This is a genomic window from Streptomyces sp. NPDC058469 (genome assembly GCF_042721125.1).
Taxonomy (GTDB): domain Bacteria; phylum Actinomycetota; class Actinomycetes; order Streptomycetales; family Streptomycetaceae; genus Streptomyces.
The window spans coordinates 1-23,989 of the sequence record NZ_JBHXME010000098.1 but is presented as its reverse complement, the minus strand read 5'-3'; the positions used below and the strand labels follow the sequence as shown (position 1 = coordinate 23,989).

Annotated in this window: 15 protein-coding genes; 10 read left to right on the top strand and 5 right to left on the bottom strand. The window is 71.9% G+C overall.

Annotated elements, in window-relative coordinates:
• Nucleotides 1-86 precede the first annotated feature (86 nt).
• A complete protein-coding gene (locus ACFWP5_RS33285; protein ID WP_384165048.1) occupies nucleotides 87-4,181 on the bottom strand; it encodes a molybdopterin-dependent oxidoreductase in 4,095 nt (1,364 codons plus the stop codon).
• A gap of 198 nt (nucleotides 4,182-4,379) precedes the next feature.
• Between ACFWP5_RS33285 and ACFWP5_RS33280 the strand changes: the two genes are divergently transcribed.
• The 4 genes from ACFWP5_RS33280 (at nucleotide 4,380) to ACFWP5_RS33265 (ending at nucleotide 7,229) form a co-directional block, all read left to right on the top strand.
• Complete coding sequence (locus ACFWP5_RS33280; protein ID WP_384165045.1) at nucleotides 4,380-4,775, top strand: cell division protein SepF; 396 nt, start codon at nucleotides 4,380-4,382, stop codon at nucleotides 4,773-4,775.
• 109 nt (nucleotides 4,776-4,884) lie between these two features.
• On the top strand, nucleotides 4,885-6,213 hold the full coding sequence (locus ACFWP5_RS33275; protein ID WP_384165043.1) for an AAA family ATPase: 1,329 nt from the start codon (nucleotides 4,885-4,887) through the stop codon (nucleotides 6,211-6,213).
• A complete protein-coding gene (locus tag ACFWP5_RS33270) occupies nucleotides 6,210-6,536 on the top strand; it encodes a nucleotide pyrophosphohydrolase (protein ID WP_384165040.1) in 327 nt (108 codons plus the stop codon). The genes ACFWP5_RS33275 and ACFWP5_RS33270 overlap by 4 nt, the downstream gene beginning before the upstream one ends.
• 222 nt (nucleotides 6,537-6,758) lie before the next feature.
• Nucleotides 6,759-7,229, top strand: a complete 471-nt coding sequence (locus tag ACFWP5_RS33265) for a DUF6099 family protein (protein WP_384165036.1) — start codon at nucleotides 6,759-6,761, stop codon at nucleotides 7,227-7,229.
• A gap of 294 nt (nucleotides 7,230-7,523) precedes the next feature.
• On the opposite strand, the gene ACFWP5_RS33260 is transcribed toward ACFWP5_RS33265, so the two are convergent.
• Complete coding sequence (locus ACFWP5_RS33260) at nucleotides 7,524-7,700, bottom strand: hypothetical protein (RefSeq protein WP_384165033.1); 177 nt, start codon at nucleotides 7,698-7,700, stop codon at nucleotides 7,524-7,526.
• A gap of 247 nt (nucleotides 7,701-7,947) precedes the next feature.
• Between ACFWP5_RS33260 and ACFWP5_RS33255 the strand changes: the two genes are divergently transcribed.
• Nucleotides 7,948-8,871, top strand: a complete 924-nt coding sequence (locus ACFWP5_RS33255) for an LLM class F420-dependent oxidoreductase (protein WP_384165030.1) — start codon at nucleotides 7,948-7,950, stop codon at nucleotides 8,869-8,871.
• Nucleotides 8,872-8,961: 90 nt separating this feature from the next.
• Here the strand turns inward: ACFWP5_RS33255 and ACFWP5_RS33250 are convergent, their stop codons facing one another.
• Nucleotides 8,962-10,446: an MFS transporter gene (locus tag ACFWP5_RS33250; RefSeq protein WP_384165027.1), complete on the bottom strand. Its 1,485-nt coding sequence runs from the start codon at nucleotides 10,444-10,446 to the stop codon at nucleotides 8,962-8,964.
• Nucleotides 10,447-10,609: 163 nt separating this feature from the next.
• Between ACFWP5_RS33250 and ACFWP5_RS33245 the strand changes: the two genes are divergently transcribed.
• From ACFWP5_RS33245 to ACFWP5_RS33235, 3 genes are all read left to right on the top strand, one after another.
• Nucleotides 10,610-11,275: a TetR/AcrR family transcriptional regulator gene (locus ACFWP5_RS33245; protein WP_384165024.1), complete on the top strand. Its 666-nt coding sequence runs from the start codon at nucleotides 10,610-10,612 to the stop codon at nucleotides 11,273-11,275.
• A 184-nt stretch (nucleotides 11,276-11,459) separates the two neighbouring features.
• Nucleotides 11,460-12,131, top strand: a complete 672-nt coding sequence (locus ACFWP5_RS33240) for an ABC transporter ATP-binding protein (RefSeq protein WP_384165095.1) — start codon at nucleotides 11,460-11,462, stop codon at nucleotides 12,129-12,131.
• A 242-nt stretch (nucleotides 12,132-12,373) separates the two neighbouring features.
• Nucleotides 12,374-13,390 (top strand): ABC transporter ATP-binding protein, encoded by a 1,017-nt coding sequence (locus ACFWP5_RS33235; protein ID WP_384165092.1) that lies wholly within the window; start codon nucleotides 12,374-12,376, stop codon nucleotides 13,388-13,390.
• A gap of 35 nt (nucleotides 13,391-13,425) precedes the next feature.
• Here ACFWP5_RS33235 and ACFWP5_RS33230 read toward each other — a convergent pair whose 3' ends face one another.
• Both ACFWP5_RS33230 and ACFWP5_RS33225 read right to left on the bottom strand, forming a co-directional pair.
• On the bottom strand, nucleotides 13,426-16,296 hold the full coding sequence (locus ACFWP5_RS33230; RefSeq protein ID WP_384165021.1) for a hypothetical protein: 2,871 nt from the start codon (nucleotides 16,294-16,296) through the stop codon (nucleotides 13,426-13,428).
• Nucleotides 16,293-19,682 (bottom strand): FtsX-like permease family protein, encoded by a 3,390-nt coding sequence (locus tag ACFWP5_RS33225; RefSeq protein WP_384165017.1) that lies wholly within the window; start codon nucleotides 19,680-19,682, stop codon nucleotides 16,293-16,295. The genes ACFWP5_RS33230 and ACFWP5_RS33225 overlap by 4 nt, the downstream gene beginning before the upstream one ends.
• 225 nt (nucleotides 19,683-19,907) lie before the next feature.
• Between ACFWP5_RS33225 and ACFWP5_RS33220 the strand changes: the two genes are divergently transcribed.
• The gene (locus ACFWP5_RS33220) at nucleotides 19,908-21,389 is read left to right on the top strand and encodes a 3' terminal RNA ribose 2'-O-methyltransferase Hen1 (protein WP_384165014.1); all 1,482 of its coding nucleotides are present in this window, start codon (nucleotides 19,908-19,910) and stop codon (nucleotides 21,387-21,389) included.
• Nucleotides 21,386-23,989: polynucleotide kinase-phosphatase (locus ACFWP5_RS33215; protein ID WP_384165011.1), on the top strand; the 2,604-nt coding region annotated here is incomplete at its 3' end. The genes ACFWP5_RS33220 and ACFWP5_RS33215, both read left to right, overlap by 4 nt.

Below are 23,989 nucleotides of genomic sequence, written 5' to 3'. Positions count from 1 at the left end.
TGTGAGACCGGTAAGAAGGCCTCGTCGTAGCCTAAATGGGGCAAACTCGAACGGCTTTGTTCAACCGTCCGTGGCCATCAGTTCATTCAGTAAACATCGCGCACATACCGCTTCGCCGATGCCAGTTGCTTCACATACGCGGCCGCCTCGGCCTCGTCCAGCCCGCCGTGCGCGACCGCGATGTCACGCAGCGCGCGGTCCACGTCCTTCGCCATCCGCGAGGCGTCCCCGCACACATAGAAGTGGGCACCCTCCCGCAACCAGTGCCACACCTCGGGCCCGTGCTCCCGCATCCGGTCCTGCACGTACACCTTGGCGCGCTGGTCCCGGGAGAACGCCGTGTCCAGCCGGGTGAGCGAGCCCTCGTCCAGCAACTCCGTCAACTCCTCCTCGTAGTAGAAGTCCGTCGCGCGATGCTGCTCCCCGAAGAACAGCCAGTTCGGCCCGGGATGCCCGAGCGCGCGTCGCTCCTGAAGGAATCCGACGAACGGCGCGACCCCCGTGCCGGGTCCGACCATCACCATCGGCGTCGCGGGGTCGGCGGGGGGCCGGAAGTGCGGCGCGCGTTGCACGAACACCGGGACCTCGGTCCTCGCTTCGACATCAGTATCGGCGTCGGCGAGGAAGGGTGAGCAGACCCCGCCGCGCTGACGGCCGTAGAGATTCTCGTAGCGCACCACCGACACCGTCAGCGAGACGCTGTGCGGGTCGACGAGCGGGCTGGAGGAGATCGAATACAGGCGCGGCTGAAGCTTCTTGAGGACTCCGGCCCATTCCTCGGCCCCCGCCTTCACGGGGTACTCGGCGAGTACGTCGACCGCCTGCCGCCCCCAACTCCACTGCGCGAGCCCATCCTTGTTGTCGGGCCGCAGCAGCCTGCGCAACTCCCGGTCGTCCCGGGCGCGTTCGGCCACGAAGCGAAGCAGGTCCGGGGTGATGCGGGTGATGTCCAACTGGCGATGGAGCGCCTCGGCGAAGGGGAGCTCCCCAATGCCTTCCAGTTCTACGGCCGTTGAGGCATCGGTGCCGGTGGCGGTGAGCCATTCGTCCACCAGGGCGGGCGAGTTGACCGGCCGCACGCCGAGCGCGTCACCGGTCTCGTAGGTGAGGTCGGTGCCGCTGGTGTCGAAGGTGAACCGGCGGACCTCCTTGCCCGCACCGGGACGGCTGAGCAGGCGGTTGCCGACTAGCCGGGCGGGGGTCGGGGCGGGCTTGGGGGACCGGGCGAGCGGCTTGGGGGACGCCGTTTCGGTGACCGTCTCAGCGACCGTCTCGGTGGTCGTTCCGCTGCCGAGCGCGGTGATCACCTGGCCCAGCCACGCGTCCGCCGACGGCTCGAAGTCCGGCTCGCAGTCCGTACGCGGGGTCAGTCGCACCCCGCCCAACTCGTTGAGCCGCGCGTCCAGTCGACGCCCGTGCCCGCAGAAGTCGCCGTACGACGAGTCGCCCAGGGCGAGCACCGCGAACCGCATTCCGTCCAGCCGCGGCGCCTGTTCACCGGCGAGTGTGTCCCAGAAGCCGGAGCCGTTGTCGGGGGCGTCGCCGTCGCCGAACGTGCTGGTGATGAAGAGGAGATCGGCGTCGGCCGGGAGCGTGCCGACGTCGGCCTGGTCCATGCCGACCAGGGATGCCCGGTGCCCGGCCGAGCCCAGCCGTTCGGCGGTGGCCGCCGCCAACTCCTCGGCGTTGCCGGTCTGCGAGGCCCACAGGACGACTATCTGCCGGGCGGGCTGCGGCTGTTGCCGCGGTCGTTGTGGGGGAGTGGGCGTCGACCTCGAATACATCCCGGCGAGAACGCCGTTGACCCACAGCGCGTGCTCGGCACTGAAGGGCGCGTCCGGCGGGAGGGTCGGCACACCCGGGGTGCCGGATTCGATGCCCGCCAGGAAGCCGGTCAGGTAGAGGCGTTCCTGGGCGGCGAGGACGGGCGGTGGAGCCGGGTCGAGCCCGAAGGGATTCGTGCCGGGGATGACGGCGGTCGGGACAACTGCCTTCTGGGAAGTCGCTGTTGGCGTCGGTGCCGGTGTGGGCGCCGGTGCCGCACTCGCCACTCTCGTCAACGACACCGCACACACCTTGAACTCCGGCTGGAACGACACCGGATCCACCGCGTCGCTCGTCACCGCGTTGACGCTCAGATACTCGCCGAAGAGGTCGTTCCAGTGGAACGGCGCGAAACAGCCGCCCGGCCGCACCCGGTCGGTCACCACCGCGGGCAGCACCGCCCGCCCCCGCCGTGACGCGACCTCCACCGAGTCGCCCTCCGCGATGCCCAACTCCCGTGCGTCCTGCGGATGCAGCTCCACGAAGGGTCCGGGGTTCAGCTTGTTGAGCTTGGCGACCTTGCCCGTCTTCGTCAGCGTGTGCCACTGGTGCTGCAACCGCCCGGTGTTCAGCACGAACGGGTAGTCGTCGTCGGGCAGTTCGGCGGCGGGCATGTGTGGGCGGGCATGAAAGGCCGCCCTGCCGCTGGCAGTCGGGAAGCGCGGCTCGCCTCCGCCCACGTACCGGATGGGGTTGCGGTCCGGCCCGTCCTCCGCCGCCGCCGGCCACTGCACCGGCGTGGACCGCAGCCGCTCGTACGTCACCCCGCGCAGATCCCAGCCGGTCACCGGGTTCCAGAACTGCCGTATCTCCTCGAAGACCTGCTCCGCACTGTCGTAGGAGAAGCCCTTCTCGTAGCCCATCGCGCAGGCGACGGCCGCGATGATCCGCCAGTCGGCCATCGCCTCGCCGGGTGGGTCGACGACGGGGCGGGCGAGGGTGAGGGTGCGCTCGCTGTTGACGAGGACGCCCTCGGACTCGGTCCACAGCGCGCCGGGCAGGACGACATCGGCGTAGGCGTTGGTCTCGGTGTCGGTGAAGACGTCCTGGGTGACGACGAACTCGGCCGTTTCCAGGCCCTCGATGACGGTCCGTCGGTTGGCGACCGAGGCGACCGGGTTGGTGCAGATGATCCAGCAGGCCTTGATGTCGCCGTCGGCCATCTTCTGGAACATCTCGACGGTGCCCCGGCCGACGCCGTCCGCGCGGATCGAGCCCGGCGGCAGGCCCCACAGTTCCTCGGTGAACTCCCTTTCCGCGTCGACGAGTACGGACCGCTGACCGGGCAACCCCGGTCCCATGTAGCCCATTTCGCGGCCGCCCATCGCGTTCGGCTGGCCGGTGAGGGAGAACGGGCCGCTGCCCGGACGGCAGATCGCGCCCGTCGCGAGATGCAGGTTGATGAGGGCGTTGGTGTTCCACGTCCCGTGCGTGGACTGGTTGAGCCCCATCGTCCAGCAGCTCATCCACTCGCCCGCCTCACCGATCAGCCGGGCCGCCGTACGGATGTCGTCCTCGGCGATGCCGGTGAGGGCGGCGACGGCGTCCGGCGCGTAGTCGTCGAGGAACTCGGGCAGCGCCTCCCAGCCCTCGGTGTGCGCGGCGATGAACTCCGGGTCGGTGTGCCCGTTCTCGTGCAGCAGCCTCAACAGGCCGTTGAGCAGGGCGAGATCGGTGCCCGGCGCGATCTGGAGGAAGAGGTCCGCCTTCGCCGCCGTGGCGGTCCGGCGCGGGTCGACGACGATCAACTTGGCGCCCGCCTTGACCCGTTCCATCATCCGCAGGAAGAGAATCGGATGGCAGTCGGCCATGTTCGAGCCGATGACCAGGAACGCGTCCGCCCGCTCGAAGTCCTCGTACGACCCCGGCGGCCCGTCCGCGCCGAGCGACGACTTGTAACCGGCGCCCGCACTCGCCATGCAGAGCCGGGAGTTGGACTCGATCTGGTTCGTCCGGAGGAACCCCTTGGCCAGCTTGTTCGCCAAGTACTGCGCCTCCAGGCTCATTTGCCCGGAGACGTAGAGGGCGACCGCGTCCGGCCCGTGTTCGTCGACGATCTTCCGCAGTCGTCGCGCGGTCCCGGCGATCGCGTCGGCCATCGGCGTGGGCACCGGCTCCTCGCCCCGCTCGTCCCGCACGAGTGCGCCGGTCAGCCGGCCCGGTGCGGCGAGCATCTCGGCCGTGGTCGCGCCCTTGGTGCAGAGCCGGCCCGCGTTCGCCGGGTGCGCCTTGTCGCCGGACGCCTTGAGGACCGTAGGCCTGCCGTCGGGACCCGCGCCGACGTCGAGCAGCATGCCGCAGCCCACACCGCAGTACGAGCAGACCGTCCGTACCTGCCGCGTCGGGGTCGTCGTCATGCCGTAGACCGTACGAATTGCCCGTTACGCCGAGGTCACGTGGCCCGATCATGAGGGGTTACGCCCGCTGCACAACCGGCCGGGGGCCACTGTGAGATGCGCCGGATCTTGTCGCGGAGTGTGTCGCTATTGGGCTGAACGGGTGACAGTGCGCAACAATTGCCGGATGCAGACTGCCAGCGCGACCCAGGACGGAGCATGCCGGTGAACAGCCACGATGTCACCGACGAACAGTGGGAGGGGCTCGCCCAGGTAGTGCCGCTGCGAGGGCGCGACGCCTGGCCGTCCGCCGTGGGCCACCGTTCGATACCCGAGGCCCGGACCGAGCCCCGCCGCCGCTTCGTCGTCCTCCGCGTGAACGTGTTCGGGGACGCCCGCGAGGTCGCGGAGACCCTGATGGCGGGCATCCCGGTGCTGCTCGACCTCACGGGCGCGGAGACGGAGGTCGCCAAGCGGGTGCTGGACTTCAGCACGGGTGTCGTCTTCGGCCTGGCGAGCGGGATGACCCGCGTCGACCGGAACGTGTTCCTGCTCACACCGCCGGGAACCGAGGTGCGGGGGCTGATGGAGGGGGCGGGGGTTCCGGGCGCGTGAGGGCCGGGGGGCCATGCGTGTGAGGGGAGCGGGAGGTCCGGTCCCTCGATCGTAGGAAGGTCTCCGGGGCGGAACGGTTCGCCTGGCGGCGGAGGCCTACGGTCCGGATATGACCGTGTCAGCACAGTCGCCCCAGTCGCCCGACTCCTCCCGGTTCCCCAGGTCGCCCGCGTCCTCCCGGTCGTCCGAGTCGGTACCGCCGCAGGGGCGATCGCCCGAAGCCGCCTCGCCCCGGGCCCGGCCCACGCCGGAGCCGTCGGCCGGCGTCGCCCCGCCGTCGTCGAGGGCGCCCGCGCCGACGAGCCCCGGGCGCGTCGAGGCGCACCCCGACCGGCCGCACCTCACCGAGCTGCGGCTGTCGGCGTTCGCCACGCACCGGGGCGCCGGATTCCCGCTCGGGCCGCTCACCCTCTTCGCCGGGCCCAGCGGGTGCGGCAAGACGAGCGCGCTGCGGGCGTACGAGGCACTCGCGCGGCTCGGCGGCGGGAGCGAGGTGGGAGAGGTCTTCCCGGACCCGGTCGCCTGCGTCCCGGAGCGGGCCCGGCCCGACGCCCAGCGTCGGCGCGGGTTCAGGATCGGCTGTACGGCGGACGGGCCCGAGGGTCCGGTACGGCTCGACGTCGCCGTCCAGGCCGAGCCCGAACTCCGCATCGTGGGCGAGCGGTTGACGTCGGGCGCCCTGGTCCTCCTGGAGACCGCGCTGCGCGACCCCTCACGCCGCTCGGTCCAGGCCGCCTGGCATACGGCGGGTTCCTCGCCGGTGACCCGCGCACCCCTGCCGGACGACCGGCTCGGTACCGCCCTGCTGCCGTTGCGTGTCGCAGGCAAGACGGACGGGCAGCGTCAAGTCCTCGCCGCCGCCGAGCAGATGGTGGTCGCCCTGCGCTCCGTCTTCGCCTGCGATCCGGCACCCGGGCGGATGCGCGCCGCTGTGCCGATCGGCGACGGGCGGCTGCTGCGGGACTGCGGCAACCTCGCCGACGTGCTGTGGCGCACCCGGTCCGAGTGCGGGCGACGGCACGGGCAACTCGTCACGGCGGTGCGCACGGGGTGTGCCGGACCGGTGGTGGACGTCCTCGCGGAATCGGTGGGCGATGGCACGCTCCGCGCGGTCCTCGACCGGGGTGACGGACTGCGCACCGGCTTCGAACGGCTCGGTGACGGTGAACTCCGGTACACGGCACTGGCGTTGGTGCTGCTCACCGGCCCCGGCGTCCTGGAGGTCGACCCGCCCGGTGAGGTCCCGGCCGCGATGCAGACCCTGACCGTCCTCGCCGACGGCCTCGACCGGGGAGTGGACGTACGGCAACGGGCCGAACTGCTGCGGCTCGCCGCGCGGATGTGCGAGCGGGGGCACATCCGGCTGGTCGGCGCGGTGAGCGACGCGTCCTGGGCCACTCAGATCGACGGTGTCACAGTGGTAGACCTTGACCCGTGACAGAACATCTCGACGTGGCGAAACTGCAGCGCAGACTGGCCGAGTTCGCGGCAGCGCGGAACTGGCAGCCGTACCACACCCCCAAGAACCTCGCCTCCGCGCTCAGCGTGGAGGCCTCCGAACTCGTCGAGATCTTCCAGTGGTTGACCCCCGAGGAGTCGGCGCGGGTGATGGACGACCCGGACAGCGCGCACCGGGTGCGGGACGAAGTCGCCGATGTGCTCGCGTACTTGCTGCAACTGTGCGAGGTGCTCGGCATCGACCCGCTCGCCGCGCTGGACGCGAAGATCGACCGGAACGAGGGCAGGTTTCCGGCGCCGTAGCCGACAAGTCCTCGCCGTAGTCGATCAATTGGGGATCGATTGGGGGAGTCGGCGCGTCCATTTTCACTCTCCGGAGTCATTCATCTGCCCGCAACCGATTTGTTGTCCACAGATTTCCGCCTTCCTCTGGCTTTTCGTCTCAGGGACTCTCACTCTGGGTAGTGGACAAGGGAGTTCGGGCGGACGTGCGAACAGCACGTCGGGATACGACAGGGGCAGCGCATGGACGCGATGCGGCTCATCGTGACGAGCAGGCGCGCCCTGGCCGCGAGCGGCGGTGTGCCGGAGACCATGACGGAGGTGTGGCAGGCGCAGGCCCTCGCCCAGGCGATAGGCAGCCGCCTCGCGGTCTTCGGTCCACCCGAACTGCGGGGCGAGGCACTGGGGTTGACCGAGTTGGCGGGCCGGGGCTGCGGAGTGCTCGACACCCCCGTGCTCGCCATCGAGGACTTACGCGCGGCCCAGCTCACCGAGTTGGGCGACGCCCGCCTCGCTCTGCTGTGCCTGGGCGGTCTGCTGGGTGAGGTCGGCATCGCCCTCGTCGGTGTCGCGTGCGCGGCGGACGACGAGGGCACGTACTGGCAGTGCATGGAGGCGATCGACGCGGCGGACGAGTCCCGGGACCGGGTCCTGGAAATGCTCCGGAGACTGGCGGACCGGGAAGAGGCGATACCGGAGCGGGAGGCGGGGTGACCTGGCCGTTCGCCTCCGGCGCGGGGCTGTGGGGGCGTCGGGCGGTGCAACTGGCCGAGCGAGGCGGGGACTTCGGGTGGAGGCTTGAGCCGTACGAGGACGCGGCGCCGGTGCGGGGGTATCGCGACAAGGTCGCCGCGTTTGAGTGGGGCGAGCGCCGTGATGGTCGCGGTTCGTGGGGTCTGCGCGACTCCGTTGTGGCTGGTCGCGCAGTTCCCCGCGCCCCTTCAGGGCGCTTCAGGCGGCCTGTGTTGTTGGGATCGGAGGGTGAGCCGGTCCGCCGCCGTGTGCAGGTCAGCTGGTCGGGCCGCCCTCCTCGGCGGATGCCGACCCCGTGTTTCCGGCCGACTGCAGATCCGCGTCCAGGGCGGAGAGATCCGCGTTCAGGGACGCCATCAGCTCCTCCATCTGCTGCAACAACCCCTTCGGTTGCGCAGGCCCGCCCTGTAGCGGCACGGCTTCTTGGGACATGACGGCCTCCTCGGCCCGTGGCCTCCCCGGTGAGGAGAGGCCGATGCGGGTGACGCCCCGACGTCGCCTCGCCGGTGCGGGAATCCGGTCGGTCCGGCTCCGCCCGAGCCAACGATCATCAACGGGGCCGGTCACTGGCGCGGGCGCCCCCCGTGCGCACGGTTGACGCAATTTCACCCGACCGGGCACGAGGAGGGCCGTAGGGACCGATGGGGTTGACCGGGACCCGAGCGTGCAGGATGGAACCATGGATCTGCGCATCTTCACCGAGCCCCAGCAGGGGGCGACCTACGACACCTTGCTCGCCGTGGCCAAGGCCACCGAAGACCTGGGCTTCGACGCCTTTTTCCGCAGTGATCATTATTTGAGCATGGGCTCGGGCGATGGCCTCCCGGGCCCCACCGACGCCTGGATCACCCTGGCCGGCCTCGCCCGCGAGACCAAGCGCATCCGCCTGGGCACCCTGATGACGGCCGGCACCTTCCGCCTCCCCGGCGTCCTCGCCATCCAGGTCGCGCAGGTCGACCAGATGTCGGGCGGCCGGGTCGAACTCGGCCTGGGCGCGGGCTGGTTCGAGCAGGAGCACAAGGCGTACGGCATCCCGTTCCCGAAGGAGAAGTTCGCTCGCCTGGAGGAGCAGCTGGCGATCGTCACCGGGCTGTGGGCGACCAAGCCCGGCGACACCTTCGACTTCCACGGCACGCACTACGACCTGACCGACTCGCCCGCGCTGCCCAAGCCCGCGCAGGCGAAGATCCCCGTGCTGATCGGCGGCCACGGCGCGAGCCGTACCCCGAAGCTGGCGGCACGGTTCGCCGACGAGTTCAACATGCCGTTCGCCTCGATCGAGGACAGCGAGCGGCAGTTCGGCCGGGTCCGCGCCGCCGCCGAGGCGGCCGGCCGCAAGGCCGACGACCTCACGTACTCCAACGCCCTCGTGGTCTGCGTCGGCAAGGACGACCAGGAGGTCGCCCGCCGCGCCGCCGTGATCGGCCGCGAGGTCGACGAACTCAAGGCCAACGGCCTGGCGGGCACCCCGTCCGAGGTCGTCGACAAGATCGGCCGCTACGCCGAGATCGGCGCCCGGCGCATCTACCTCCAGGTCCTCGACCTCGCCGACCTGGACCACCTGGAGCTGATCTCGGCCCAGGTGCGGGCTCAGTTGTCGTAGCCCCGTCGTAGGCCCAGTAGTAGTGCTGTGCGGGCGGGGTGCATCTGTCCCGCCCGCACCGGGCTCCACCGTCTCGCCGCAGGGCAGGTCCTAGCTCGAACTCGGCGTCCCCGCCCCCGCGGTGGCCGTCGCGGGCACCTCTGCGGGGGCGGGCGCCCGCCGTCCCGGCAGGAACGCCGCCAGTACCAGGGCCGCCAGGGACGCCGCCGAACCGATGCCCATGATCACGCGGAAACCGTTGTGGGAGGGGACCGTGAGCGAGCCGAAGTCCGTCGTCATGTGGGCCAGGACGACTCCGGCGACGGCGCTGGAGGCGGACGTACCGATGGACCGCATCAGGCTGTTGAGGCTGTTCGCGGCGGCCGTCTCGGACAGCGGCACGGCGCCCATGATGAGCGCGGGCATCGCGCCGTAGGCGAAACCGACCCCGGCGGAGATCACACAGCACACCACCACGACCTGCCAGACCGCGGCCATCATGACGACCCCCAGCCCATAACCGGCGGCCACGATGAGCGCCCCCAGCATCAGGGTGACCTTGGGTCCGGCCGCCGCCGAGATCCGGGCGGAGAGAGGCGCGGTCGCCATCATCACCAGGCCGGAGGGGCCGAGCGCGAGCCCCGCCGCGAGGACGGTCTGGCCGAGGCCGTAGCCGGTGAGGGTGGGGAGTTGGAGCAACTGCGGTACGGCCAGTGACATCGCGAACATGGCGAAGCCGAACACCACGGACGCGAGGTTGGTGAGCAGCACCTGGCGTCGCACGGTGGTGCGCAGATCGACCAACGGCCGTTCGGTACGCAGCTCCCACCAGCCCCACACCGACAGCACCACGACCGCCACGGCGAACAACCCGGTCGTCGTGCCGCTGCCCCAACCCCAGTCCGCCCCCTTGGAGATGGCCAGCAGCAGACACACCAGCCCGATCGACATCCCGACGCCGCCCACCACGTCGAACCGGCCGCCGCTGCGTACGGCCGACTCCGGTACGAGCGTCACGACGAGCGCGGCCACGACGGCACCGAGCACCGCGGCCGTCCAGAACAGCACGTGCCAGTCGGCCTTTTCGGCGATGAACGCGGCCGTCGGCAGCCCGAGCGCACCGCCCACCCCCAGCGACGCACTCATCAGCGCGGTCGCCGATCCCAGCCGCTCGGGCGGCAGTTCGTCCCGCATGATGCTGATGCCGAGCGGAATGACGGCCATCGAGACGCCCTGGAACGTCCGCCCGACGATCATCGGCACGAGCGAGTCGCTGAACGCGCCGATCACGGACCCGACGATCAGTAGGACCATGCTGAGCAACAGCATCCGCCGCTTGCCGTACATGTCCCCGAGCCGTCCCACGACCGGGTTGGCGACGGCGGCGGCGAGCAGCGTCGCGGTGATCGCCCAAGTGGCGTCGGACGGCGAGGAGTTCAGCAGCTTGGGGAGTTCGGGCACGATCGGGATGATCAACGTCTGCATCAGCGAGACGGTGATACCGCCGAGGGCCAGGACCCAGACGACAGCGCCGGAGCGCGACGGCTCGACCCCCTCGACGGGAACGGGTGGGGAGGGGGAGTTGGACGCGGACATGGCGAAGCCTCCGGCTGACGCGTGCGACAGGGGCTGAACGAAACGAGTCTGGCATATTTTTCGTATGTCATACGCAAAATAGGCGGAGACGGGATCGAGCACTGCGGGAGCGGTAGCCTTCCCCTGTCCGGGCACGGCTGTCGCGGACGGAGAGGCACAGCGGATGACGCAGGTGGCGACGGGTTCCGGCCGCAGGGGCAGGGGGCGCCCACCCCGGCTGTCGCGGGAGCGGATCGTCGAGGGCGCGGTCGAGGTACTGCGCGCCGAACCGGCCGTCTCCCTCACCATCAAGCGCGTGGCCGACGTCGTCGGCGCCGCCCCCATGGCCCTCTACCGCTACTTCCCGGACCGCGACGCCCTCCTCCAGGCAACCGCCGACCACGTCCTGGAGGCGATGGAGCGCGCCCCGATCGCCGAGGGCCCCTGGCCGGACCGGCTCCGCGCCTGGATGCGGGCGGGCCAGGCCAACCTCCGCCCCTACCCGCAGCTCATGCCGTACATGACGACCACCCGGCACCCCGCCTGGCTCCCCGGCCTGACCCGCCTGCGCGAGATCCTCACCCCGGCCGGCCTCTCCGGCGAGGACCTGGCGCTCGCCGTGGCGCTCATCTCCTCGACGATGCTCGGCCACGCCGTCTACGAGGGTTACCGCAGGCCGGACGAGGAGATGACGGCCCTGCTCGACGACACCCCCGGCCCCGACCCCACAGCGGCCGCCCTGCGCCCCCTCCTCGCCGGGCTACCCGCCGCCCATGCCCGTCTCTACGACACGATCCTCGACCAGACGGTCACGACGGTGGAGCGGCTGGCGGGCGGGGCCGCGCGATAGCCGGGGGGGCGGTTGTCGGGTTGGGGTGAGTGGAGGGTCGTTCCGCCTTGCGGGTACGGGTACTTGTGCGGTCGGCGTACCGTACGGTGCGGTTGCAGGACTGGGGCGTGGTGGGGGAGGGCGTGTGAGCGAGCAGTTCAGTGGGCGCGGCGCTGTTGCGGACGCCGGGGCGCCGGGTGGCGCGATGGTGGTGGTCGAGGACCTGCGCCGTACTTATGGCAGTGGCGACACCGCCGTTCATGCCCTGCGCGGGGTTTCCTTCAGCGTGCCGCGCGGTGAACTCGTCGCTCTCAGGGGGCGTTCCGGGTCCGGGAAGACCACCGTGCTCAACCTGGTCGGCGGGCTGGACATTCCGGACGGCGGCCGGATCACCCTGGACGGCACCGACTTGGCCGGCCTCGGTGACGACGAACTGCTGGCGCTGCGCCGGGACCGTATCGGTTTCGTGTTCCAGTCCTTCGGTCTCATCCCGATCCTGACCGCCGCCGAGAACGTCGGGGTGCCGTTGCGCCTGCGGAAGGTCCCGGCCCGCGAACGGGAAGCCCGCGTCGACCTGTTGCTCTCCCTGGTCGGCCTCTCCGACCATGCCGACCAGCGTCCCGGTGAACTGTCCGGCGGTCAGCAGCAGCGGGTCGCGATCGCCCGCGCGCTCGCCAACAACCCGGCCCTGATCATCGCCGACGAACCCACCGGCCAGCTCGACGCCGACACCGGTCTCACCGTGATGGACCTGCTGCGCGCCGTCGTCCGCAGCGAATCCGTCACCGCCCTCGTCGCCACCCACGACACACAACTCCTCGCGCTGGCCGACCGGGTGCTAGAACTCCGTGACGGCCGGATCGTCGAGGACGTTTGACGGCGCTGGGGGCGCAGGGTCGGTGTGCCGGTGCCGGAGCGCGGGTGTGGGTGCGGGGGGTGCGGGCGCGGGTGCACCAGCCTTGTGCGCCAGGCCAGTTCGCGTGCCGTCGGCCCGGCTGATCACGCCCCTCGTGCGGGCTTCCGCATTACCCTGGCCGCTGTTCGACATCGTTATCCGCAGACTTCGCCTTCTCGGGGGACCGTGTGGCAGTTCACCAACAGCCCGCCGGGGCACCGGACTTGGACGAGCTGCGCCGGCGGGCCGCCAAGGCCGCGGCCCCACGGCGCGAGGAGGGGCTGGTCGTCTGCGAGAACCTGGTGCGGATCTACCAGACCGAGGGCGTCGAGGTGCAGGCCCTCCAGGGCCTCGATCTGGCCGTGGCCCAGGGCGAGATGATCGCGGTGATCGGGGCCTCCGGCTCCGGCAAGTCCACCCTGCTGGGCATACTCTCCGGCCAGGACGTGCCCACCGCGGGTGCCGCCGAGGTCGCCGGACACGACCTGCTGGCGATGAAGCGCCGCGAGCGGCTCAACTACCGGCGCGGCACCGTGGGTTTCGTCTGGCAGCAGACGTCCCGCAACCTGTTGCCCTATCTCTCGGCGGCCGAGAACGTGATGCTTCCGATGACGTACACCGGGATCAAGCGCTCCCAACGGCGGGCCCGAGCAGAGGAGTTGCTCGACCTGCTGTCCGTCGGTCACTGCCGGGACCGTACGCCTGACACGCTCTCCGGCGGTGAACAGCAGCGGGTCGCCGTCGCCGTAGCCAATGCCAACGAGCCCCGGGTGCTGTTCGCCGACGAACCCACCGGCGAACTCGACACCGCCACCAGCGACGAGGTCTTCGCCGCGCTGCGCCGGGCCAACGAGGAGTTGGGCGTCACCGTGATCGTGGTGACCCACGACGCGTTGGTGTCCGAGCAGGTCCAGCGCACCGTACGGATCCGCAACGGCCGTACCTCGACCGAGGTGTTGCGCCGGGTCGCCACCGGCGAGGACGGTGTCGAGGTGCTCACCGCCGAGGAGTACGCGGTACTGGACGCCAGCGGACGGCTGCAACTGCCGGCCGACTTCACCGAGCGCCTGCACCTGCGCAAGCGGGTGCGGTTGGCGTTGGAGAGCGACCACATCGGCGTATGGCCCGACGAGGCGGCACGGCGGGCGAAGTCCGATGCGGAGAGCGCGGAGGCCGGGGCGAGCGGGGACGGCGGGGAGGACTCGGCGAGCGGTGGCCCGGATCCCGAGGGTGCGCGGTAAGGGGTCCGCCCGGCGGCCTCCGCGTACAAGAGCCTTCACGGGAGGCGCAGTACAGCCCCCAAGCGGCGCCTGCGGGCGAGGACCGTCTCGGTCGCCGCGGCGGCCAGGATCAGTGCGGTCACGCCGGCTACGAGGGCGAGGGTCAGCGAGTAGTCGGTCCGCAGCGCCGGTTGGGCCGGGCCGCCGGTGAACTGCCGTAGGTCCAACGTCCCTGCCAGGAGCCGCGGTTCGAGCAGGCCGAGCAGCGTGCCGCCCACCGCCGAGGCCACTGCCAGCGGCAGCAGTTGCAGGAAGTGGATCGCCCCCGCTTCCCTGCCGCCGAGTCCGAGCGTGCGCAGGAACGAGGTGGTGCGGCCGCGTTCGTGGGAGGTGAGGGTCAGTTCCAGGGCGAGGGCGAGCAGGCCGGACAGCGCGGCCAGGATCGAACTGGTCGTGTAGATCGTGCCGAGGCCCTGCGTCAGGCCGTCCGCGCGCAGGGAGTTCAGCGCCTCGGAACGGACGCGGATCCGGGCCAGCGGCCCGAGCGCCTTGGCCGCCGCCGACCGCAGTGCCACGGGACCGTCGCCCTTGAGGAGCAAGACCGTGCTGCCTGAGGGCTGTTGGGGCAGCAGGTTGTCGGCGGTGGTGGTGGTGATCAGCATCGGCGTCCCGGCGCGGATCTGCGCCGTGATCGGGCCGAGGAGAGGGTCGCGCAGTTCCGCGGTGGTGAGGGTGCCGACCGGCTTGAGGGTCAGGTTCACCGGGGGCTGCCCCTGGTTCACGATGGTGGTGGTGAAGCCGCCGGTGCGCTCGCGCGCCCGCAGGTCGGGGGAGAGGAAGGACGGCAGCGGGACGTTCGCGCCGGTCCGGGTTCCCGGCGGGGTGGTCAGCCTGGACAGCAGGGCGGCGGCCAGCGGTGACTTCGGTGCCATGGCGGCGAGTTGGCGGGGATCGACGGTGATCACGGCGACCTGGGAGATCACCGCGCCGTCGGTCTGTCCCGCGAGGTCGACGGTGCGCAGATGCTGGAGGGCGGTGCGTATTCCGGTGGGGGTACCGGCCCCCGGTGCGGCGGTCGCGGTTGCGGCGGAGGGGGTCACGGTTCCCGCCACAGTCGCGCTCGCGTCCGCTCCGGTGGTCCACGCCGCCCCCGTGGCCAGCCCGTCGTCGACCGTTCGCTGCACAAGGCCCCCGAACACCGCCGTGCCCAGGGTCAACACCAGGACGAACAGGGCCAGTCCGGTCGCCGGGGCGTCATGCGCGGCCCGGGCTGCCCCGACGAAGCCCACCGCGCCCCGGCCGCGACGGGTCTGCCGTAGCACCAGGCGGAGCACGAGCGGGTAGACGCGCAGCAGGATCAGTACGACGGACAGTGCCACCAGTACCGGTACCGCGCCCAGAACCCCGTCAGGGCCCTGTGAACGGAGCGCGACCACGCCCGCCGCCGTCGCGAGCAGCACCGTCAGTTCCAGGACCACGCGTCGGCCTACGGCGGTTTTGCGGCGCGTGCGGCGCAGTCGGCCGGGGCGGCGTGGCTCGCGGACCGCGAGCCAGGTCATCAGGGGCACCGTCAGCAGCACCACCGCGGTGACGAGGGCGGCGGGCAACGGTTGCGGCGAGCCGGATGTGCCGGTGGGAGCGAGGGCCCGGCCGGTCGCCCAGCCGAGCACCGCGGCGATCAGCACCACCGGCCAGGCCACGGCGCAGCGCAGCAGTACCAGCCGCGCGGTGGACGCACCCCGCGCGCGCTGCAACCGCAGGTGCGGCTGCCGTCGGCGCAGCAGCAGCCGTACGGCGACGGCTACGGTGGCCAGCGCGACCGCGGCCAGCGCGTCGACGGCGTACGTCGCGAGGGCTCTGGCCTGTTGGTCCTGGGCGGTGAACGTGGTGAGCAGTGGCGTCAGAGCGTCGGTCACCAGCAGGGACTGGGTGGACTGGCCGCCGACCTGGCAGCTGATGTCGCCGGTGACCCAGTCGCTGCCCTGGCACAGGGCGGCGCTAAGGTCCGCGCCGTAGTGGGACAGCGGCCCGGTCAGCGCGCGGGCCCGGTCGAGCGCCGCCCCGGACAGGTCGGCGCGCAACTGCCAGGTCACCCGCGGGCCGCCCACCCCGACGCCGGCCAACAGGTCGGCGGCGTCGCGGCCGACGAGGCCGCGGACGGCGAGCACCGTGCCGGTGGAGTGCTCCGCCGGGTAGCGCGAGGGCTGGTCCAGCGTCTCCCGGCCGGTCCAGAAGTCGTCGGCCGCGGCCGTGGTGCGGTAGACCCCGCTCACCGTCAACTCTGCCTGGGGCGCCGCGTTCTGTGCCCCCGGCGTCTTGGCGAACTCAAGGCTCAGGCGGCTGCCGGTCCGGACACCCAGCGCTTGCGCGGTGGCCTGCGACAGGCCGATCTGGGGCGCGGTGGCCAGCGGTGTGTGGTCGGCGGGCGCGCGACCGCTGACGTAGCGGAGATGGGGCCGCGCGGACGGCAGATAACTGGCCGTCAGTTGGGCGCTGGTGTTCGCCGGGCCCGGCGGGCGCGGTGAGAGCAGGGACGCCGGGTCGTAGTCGTAACTGCCGCCGCCGGTGAAGGACAGGTGCCGGGCGGCGGAGCCGCTGAGGTGGGCGGTGAGGGTGCGGCCGGCGGCGAGCAGGCCGGCCATGTCCACCGCGGGCGGTGAGGTGTTGAAGATCTCCGGTGTGGTGCTCAGGCTGATCAGGGGGGCCTGAGCCTGCGCGGCGTCGACGCGCTGCCGCAGCGCCCGGTCCTCCTGGCGGCCCGCGAGGGCGGGGGCCCAGGCGCACAGCGCGGTCAGCACCAGTACCAGTACCGCCAGGCAGGCCAGCAACGGCAGGTCGCCGCGGGTCTCCTTGCGGATCAGGCGCCGCGTGACCGCCGCGCCGGGCCGCACGGGTCGTGTCACCGTCCGCTCTCTCGTATCGCTCAACGGTCCTCCCCCGCCCGCAACACCCGCACCAGATCCACCCGAGCCAACAGCCGGGCCAGCCCCAGCACAACCGCGCTGATCGCCAACGCGGTTGCCACCGCCGTCAGGGTCACGGTTCCCCAGGGAACGACCTGTGGCAGCGGCGGATACGGGGCCTGTCCGCTGTCGTCCACCGTGACCAGCGGCAGTACCGCCGACGCCAGCGCCATGCCCATCAGCGCCCCCGGCACCACCGCGAACAGAGCCAGCCCCACCTGTTCGGCGCCCAGCAGCGCGGACAGGCTGGTGGCGCGGACGCCGATCGCCCGGAGCAGGGCGAACTCCTTGCGGCGCCGGCGGGTGGAGACCACCGCGTGCACGGTGAAGGCGACGACCGCGAAACCGGGGGCCAGATAGCGGACCAGTTCCAGCACCCGGCGCAGCCCACTGCGGAACGGGTCGGCCTGGAGGGACACGGCGGTACGCGCCGTGGTGGTGACGCCGCCCAGCGCGGGCTGCGCCTCGGCGGCGGCTGCCGTACGCGCGCTGTCGGTGCTGCTCAGCCACCAGAACGCGGGGTCGTGCTGGTCGGCCCCGGCCAGGGTGAGCGCGGAGGCGAGTTGGCGCTGGTCGGCGATCAAGTGCCCCTGTCCGCGGCCCAGTCCGGGCGGTGAGTCGACGCGGCCCACGATCTTGGCGGTGATCCGGCCGCCGCCCAGGTCGAGTGTGGTGGTGCTGCCCATGTGCAGGCGGGCGGCGCGCAGCGTCGAGGCGTCGGCGCGTACCGGAAGCGGTGCCGGACCGCCCGCCGGGCCCGCCACGAGCCGTACCTGGCCGCCGGGTTGGGTGGCGTAGTCGCTGTCGGCCAGACCGCCGAAGGTGTCCGAGACGGCCTGGGAGGGACGGATGCCGGTGCTGACGGTGGTCCGGAGTACGGCCGAGCCACCGTGGGCGATCGAACACACCCCTGGAGTACCGGGGTTGTAGCTGTCGGTCAACTTCCCTGTGCAGGCACTCTTGGTGGAGTCGGCGGCGTGGTCCGTGCCGTCGGACCAGACCTGCCCGCCGGGCAGCCGGGAGACCCAAGTGTCGGCGGTGTTCGCGGTGTTGGCGGTGCCGCGCGCGCCGATCCGGAGCAGGTCCAGGTCCAGCCGCGCGGGAGGCACGTTCGGCTGCGGCAGGACGCTGACAGCGGTCACCGTCAGCGGATACGCCCGCGGGTGGCCCCCGCTCAGCGCGACATCAAGGGGGACCACGACGGTGTGCCGGGCCCCATCGGCTGCGGGCAGGCGCGCCGATACGACGCTGACCAGGCCGGACACGTCCTGCACGGTGAGTTCCAGACTCGGCGCCACGCGGCTGCCGTCGCTGCTCAGCCGCTCGTCCAGCAGCAGCGCGGTCGGCCGCCCGGGCAGCGGCACCCCGGGGACGACCGGCGACGGGGTGCGGGGCGCGGGCCCGCCGATCGTGCCGACCAGGTCCTCGGTGGCGCCGCCGGGCAGGTTCACCGTCGACCGCGTCACCGGTGTCACGGACGTCACCGCGGGCAGCGTGCGGTAGGCGGCGCCCAGGACGGCGGAGGGGTAGCCGTCGTCCGCCGACGGGTCGATCCGCACGTCCGCGCCGACCGTGAACGCGGCCTCCTCGGACGCCAGACCGCCCAGACAGGCCAGCGCGGTGGTGGCGAAGGCGCTCACCGACACGGCCAGGCACATCAGCACCACCGGCCCCGCGTTGCGCGCGGCCCGCCGGCTCAACTGCCAACCGGCCAGGGCGAGTACGAGTCCTCGGCTACGACGCCCGAACGCGTCCAGCAACAGCGAGGTCAGCGGCAGCAGCCGTAGCAACAGCAGTGCGGCGGCGCCGGCCACCAGGGTCGGCACCAGGACCAGCACCGGGTCCGCGGACGCGCTGCCGGTGCCCACGTCGGCGATCAGCGAGTGGTGCCGTCGTAGCTCCAGATACCCCAGGGTCGCCACGGCCAGCAACGCCAGGTCGGCGCCCAGCCGTTGCGCGGCGGCGGCCCGTGCGCCGCGCGTCGGCCGCGACCGCGCCGACGGCAGCACGGGCAGCAGCACGGCCGCCGCGTGCACCAACAGGGTCAGACCTACGGCCGCCCACGCGTCGGCGCCCCGGCTGCCGGGGTGCAGCAGCCCGGCCAGGAAGGGCGCGGCCACGGCGGCCGGGACGCCGGTGAGCGCCCACTCGGCCGCGGCGCCGCGCAGCAACCTCAACGTGCCCGCGCCTCGGGCCTGTTGGAGGGCCAGCTCGTCGCGCCGGCGCTCGGTCAGCTGGCGGGCGGCCAGCACCAGGGTGGCCAGGGCGAGGACCGCCAGCAGCACGCTCGGCAGGTACAGCGAGGACCGGGCCGCCACCGTCGGGACGGTCAGGTCGTCGATCGCGCCCGGCAGCCCGGAGGCCACCGTCAGGTCGTCGAGGGACGGCTGCCGCCCGCCGAACACCGACACGCCGCTCTGGCTGCCGGAGAACGCGCGCAGCCGGTCGTGCAGCCCGGCGAGGCTGTCCGCGTCGAGCCGGGAGAGGTCGGGCTGCACACTCCAGTGGGCCGTCAGATGCCCGTTCAGGACGGCACTGCCGTTGAGCGCCGGCGCCGAGACCACCAGCAGATCCTGGTCGGCGGTCTCGCCCTGGGTCAGGTCGCCGGCCATCGCGGGCCAGAACCCGACGGCACCGGTCGCCCGGAAGACCCCGGTGACCCGCAGGGTCATGGGGCGACTGAAGGCGTCCTGCACCCGGAGGCTCGAACCGGGCTTGATACCAAGGCGCTTGGCCAGAGCGTCGGGCACCGCCGTGTCGACCGGCACGGTGGATCCGGTGGCGACCGGCACATCGGGCAGCGAGGTGAACGCACCGGCCGGGGCGTCGGCCGTACCGGCGGGCCACCGCCCGGCGACCAACCGCCCGAACCTGCCCCCGTCCTGAACCGCGACCGGGTGCAGCCCGCTGCCCCCCGGACCACGCGGCGGCCCCACGACCCCGTCGATCCCCGTCACGGAGACGGGCGACGTGCCCAGCAGCCCCACATACGTCCGCTGCGGAACCCCGGCGAACACCCGGTCCGCGGCGGCCCGCACATCCCGGTCGGCGGCGGCCATCCCGCCGGCCCGGTAGGAGGCGTTGACGTTCACCTGCGCGCCGAGGTCGGCAGCCAGCCGTCGCACGGCCCCGGCCTGCACCGAACTCCCCGCCAGCGCCGTGAGCGCGGCCAACGCCGTCGCACACAGCAGCACGGTCACCGAGACGGCGGCCAGCACCAGCCCGTGCTGCGTGGCCCGCCGGGCAACTGCCGGAATCCGCCGCCGAGTTGGGCGCGGAATCTCCGGGCGCCGTCGCGACGAGGACGTGAAGGCCGTGGCGACCACATGAACCCCCGCAGAATCGAACATGTGACGGTGACGGCGCGTCACAGTCCTACCAGGCGTCCCCCGACGCCGCAAGAAACGCTGATCGTCACGGCTGCCCGGCGGGGGCGAGAGGGGAGAAAATGCCTGAGTACGTGAGGGATGTTCGCTGTACGTTGTGCTGACGCGCTCTCCGTCGCCGGGTTCCTTTTCTGGGCCACGCGACGACACGTATCCGCAGCTCAGAAGACGTTTCGAGGCAAACCCACCGTGTTCCTGACGATCAGTACCACCGGCACCCCCGAACGCCCCGCCACCGACCTCGGTTTCCTGCTGCACAAGCATCCCGACAAGGCGCAGGCGTTCTCCACGTCCTACGGCAAGGCGTACGTCCTCTACCCCGAGGCGGATCCCGGGCGTTGCACGGCGGCGCTGTTGCTTGAGGTCGACGCGGTGGCGCTGGTCCGGCGCGGCAAGGGCAAGGGGCGCGGTGGCGCGCCCGACGCGGCGCTCGCGCAGTACGTCAACGACCGTCCGTACGCGGCCTCTTCACTGCTCGCCGTGGCACTGAGCGCGGTCTTCTCCAGCGCCATGCGCGGCGTGTGCAACGCCCGCCCCGAGCGCGCAGGCCAGCCGCTGCCGCTGCGCATCGAGGTGCCCGCGCTGCCCGCGCGCGGCGGCCCCGATCTCGTACGGCAGCTCTTCGCGCCGCTCGGCTGGACGGTCACTGTCGAACCGGTCGCGCTGGACGCCGAGTTCCCCGAGTGGGGCGACTCGCGGTACGTGAGCCTCGTGCTGGAGTCGGAGACGCTGACCCTCGCCGAGGCGCTGCGTCACCTTTACGTCCTGCTCCCGGTCCTGGACGACGCCAAGCACTACTGGGTGGCGTCCGACGAGGTCGACAAGCTGCTGCGCGCCGGTGAGGGCTGGCTGCCCGCCCACCCCGAGCAGAAACTGATCACCAGCCGCTATCTGTCCCGCCGTTGGTCCCTCACCCGGGAGGCGATGGAGCGGCTGGAGCTGGTGCGGCTCGCCGAGGCCGACGACAGCGAGGTCGAGGAGATCGACAACGCCGTCGAGGCGGAGACCGAGGCCGAGGAGAAGCCGACACCCCTCGCGGTGCAGCGCCGGGACGCGATCGTCGACGCGCTCACGTCGTCCGGTGCCGCCCGCGTGCTCGATCTCGGGTGCGGGCAGGGGCAGTTGGTGCAGGCGCTGCTCAAGGACACCCGGTTCAGGGAGATCGTCGGCACCGACGTGTCGATGCGGGCGCTCACCATCGCCGGCCGCCGCCTCAAGCTCGACCGCATGGGGGAGCGGCAGGCCTCGCGCGTCCAGCTCTTCCAGAGCTCGCTCGCCTACACCGACAACCGCCTCAAGGGCTACGACGCCGCCGTGCTCAGCGAGGTCATCGAGCACCTGGACCTGCCCCGGCTGCCGGCCCTGGAGTACGCGGTGTTCGGCGCCGCCCGCCCGAGGACGGTCGTCGTCACGACCCCGAACGTCGAGTACAACGTCCGCTGGGAGACCCTCCCCGCCGGACACGTCCGGCACGGCGACCACCGCTTCGAGTGGACCCGCGCCGAGTTCCGGGAGTGGGCGCGGACGGTCGCCCAACGGCACGGCTACGACGTCGAGTTCACACCGGTCGGGCCCGACGACCCCGAGGTGGGACCGCCCACCCAGATGGCCGTCTTCACCATGAGCGGCACAGGCGAGCAGAAGACCGTGAAGGAGGAGAAGGCCGCATGACGAACCAGGCGAACGAGACGAACATGACGAACGAGCCCCGTGCGAAGGCACGCACCCTGCCCGTGACCGACCTCTCCCTCGTGGTGCTGATCGGCGCTTCCGGCTCCGGCAAGTCCACCTTCGCGCACCGCCACTTCAAGCCGACCGAGATCATCTCCTCCGACTTCTGCCGGGGCCTGGTCGCCGACGACGAGAACGACCAGAGCGCCAGCCGGGACGCCTTCGACGTCCTGCACTACATCGCCGGCAAGCGCCTCGCCGCCGGCCGCCGCACGGTCGTCGACGCGACCAGCGTCCAGCAGGACAGCCGACGCCAACTGATCGACCTGGCAAAAGAGTTCGACGTGCTGCCCATCGCCATCGTGCTCGACGTACCGGAGGAGGTGTGCGCCGAGCGCAACGCCTCCCGCGTCGACCGGGCCGACATGCCCCGCCGCGTCATCACCCGCCACACCCGCGAACTCCGGCGCTCCCTGCGGGGCTTGGAGCGCGAGGGCTTCCGCAAGGTGCACGTCCTGCGGGGCGTCGAGGAGATCGACCACGCCACGGTCGTCACCGAGAAGCGCTACAACGACCTGACCCACCTCACCGGTCCCTTCGACATCATCGGCGACATCCACGGCTGCGCCGCCGAACTGGAGACCCTGCTCGGCAAGTTGGGCTACGACGACGGTGTCCACCCGGCGGGCCGTACGGCCGTCTTCGTCGGCGACCTCGTCGACCGCGGCCCCGACTCGCCCGGTGTGCTGCGCCGCGTGATGTCCATGGTCGGGTCGGGCAACGCGCTGTGCGTACCGGGCAACCACGAGAACAAGTACGGCCGTTACCTGAAGGGCCGCAAGGTCCAGCACACCCACGGCCTCGCCGAGACGATCGAGCAGATGGAGGGGGAGACCGACGAATTCCGCGCGCAGGTGCGGGAGTTCGTCGACGGACTCGTCAGCCACTACGTCCTCGACGGCGGCCGGCTCGTGGTCTGCCACGCGGGCCTGCCCGAGAAGTACCACGGCCGCACCTCCGGCCGGGTCCGCTCGCACGCGCTCTACGGCGACACCACCGGCGAGACCGACGAGTTCGGCCTGCCGGTGCGCTACCCGTGGGCCGAGGACTACCGGGGTCGCGCGGCCGTTGTCTACGGTCACACCCCGGTCCCGGACGCCAGTTGGTTGAACAACACGATCTGCCTGGACACCGGTGCGGTCTTCGGCGGCAAGCTCACCGCCCTGCGCTGGCCGGAGCGGGAGCTGGTCGACGTACCGGCCGAGCAGGTCTGGTACGAGCCGACCCGCCCGCTGCGGACCGAGGCACCCGGCGGCCATGACGGCCGCCCGCTCGACCTGGCGGACGTGCACGGCCGCCGGGTGGTGGAGACCCGGCACGCCGGCCGGGTGTCGGTCCGCGAGGAGAACGCGGCGGCGGCCCTGGAGGTCATGAGCCGCTTCGCGGTCGACCCGCGGCTGCTGCCGTACCTGCCGCCGACGATGGCACCGACGGCGACCTCGCATGTCGACGGCTACTTGGAGCACCCGGCCGAGGCCTTCGCGCAGTACGCGCAGGACGGGGTCGCGCGGGTCGTGTGCGAGGAGAAGCACATGGGTTCGCGGGCGGTGGCGCTGGTGTGCCGGGACGCGGAGGCGGCGAGCAAGCGGTTCGGTGTGGACGGCGGCCCGACGGGGTCTCTGTACACGCGGACCGGTCGTCCCTTCTTCGACGACTCGGCGGTGACCGAGGAGATCCTGGGCCGGCTGCGGACCGCGCTCGACGAGGCGGGCCTGTGGGCCGAGCTGGAGACCGATTGGCTGTTGCTGGACGCGGAGTTGATGCCGTGGTCGCTGAAGGCGTCCGGGCTGCTGCGCGGTCAGTACGCGGCGGTCGGCGCGGCAGCGGGGGCGGTGTTCCCGGGGGCGCTGCGCGCGCTGGAGGGTGCCGCAGGGCGGGGTGTCGACGTGGACGCCCTGCTGTCCCGGCAGCGTGAACGCGCCGCGGACGCCTCGGCGTTCACCGACGCGTACCGTCGCTACTGCTGGACCACGGACGGCCTCGACGGTGTCCGGCTGGCCCCGTTCCAGATCCTCGCGGTCCAGGGACGCAGCCTCGCGGGACTCCCGCACGACGAACAACTCGCCCTGCTGGACCGGCTGGTGGAGCACGACAGTACCGGCCTGCTGCAGACCACCCGGCGTCTGTACGTCGACACCGGTGACCCCGAGTCGGTGCGGGCCGGTGTCGACTGGTGGCTGGAGATGACTGGCCGCGGCGGTGAGGGCATGGTCGTCAAGCCGGTCGGGGCGGTGGTGCGCAGCGAGGCGGGTCGACTGGTCCAGCCCGGCATCAAGTGCCGGGGGCGTGAGTACCTGCGGATCATCTACGGTCCGGAGTACACGCGTCCCGACAACCTCGCCCGGCTGCGGGGGAGGTTCCTGAACCACAAGCGGTCGTTGGCGATTCGGGAGTACGCGCTCGGTCTTGAGGCGCTTGACCGGTTGGCCGAGGGGGAGCCGTTGTGGTTCGGCGTCCTGCTTCGCCCAGCGGCGCACCGACATCAAGCAGCAACTGGCCGCCGCCGTGCACTCGGACGCGGCCGCGGCCGTCTCCGGCCT

Coding starts and splice junctions, on each gene's coding strand:
- ACFWP5_RS33285 (WP_384165048.1), bottom strand. CDS start 4,181: ATGACGACGACCCCGACGCGGCAGGTACGGACGGTCTGCTCGTACTGC.
- ACFWP5_RS33280 (WP_384165045.1), top strand. CDS start 4,380: ATGCCGGTGAACAGCCACGATGTCACCGACGAACAGTGGGAGGGGCTC.
- ACFWP5_RS33275 (WP_384165043.1), top strand. CDS start 4,885: ATGACCGTGTCAGCACAGTCGCCCCAGTCGCCCGACTCCTCCCGGTTC.
- ACFWP5_RS33265 (WP_384165036.1), top strand. CDS start 6,759: ATGGACGCGATGCGGCTCATCGTGACGAGCAGGCGCGCCCTGGCCGCG.
- ACFWP5_RS33260 (WP_384165033.1), bottom strand. CDS start 7,700: ATGTCCCAAGAAGCCGTGCCGCTACAGGGCGGGCCTGCGCAACCGAAG.
- ACFWP5_RS33255 (WP_384165030.1), top strand. CDS start 7,948: ATGGATCTGCGCATCTTCACCGAGCCCCAGCAGGGGGCGACCTACGAC.
- ACFWP5_RS33250 (WP_384165027.1), bottom strand. CDS start 10,446: ATGTCCGCGTCCAACTCCCCCTCCCCACCCGTTCCCGTCGAGGGGGTC.
- ACFWP5_RS33245 (WP_384165024.1), top strand. CDS start 10,610: ATGACGCAGGTGGCGACGGGTTCCGGCCGCAGGGGCAGGGGGCGCCCA.
- ACFWP5_RS33240 (WP_384165095.1), top strand. CDS start 11,460: ATGGTGGTGGTCGAGGACCTGCGCCGTACTTATGGCAGTGGCGACACC.
- ACFWP5_RS33225 (WP_384165017.1), bottom strand. CDS start 19,682: ATGTTCGATTCTGCGGGGGTTCATGTGGTCGCCACGGCCTTCACGTCC.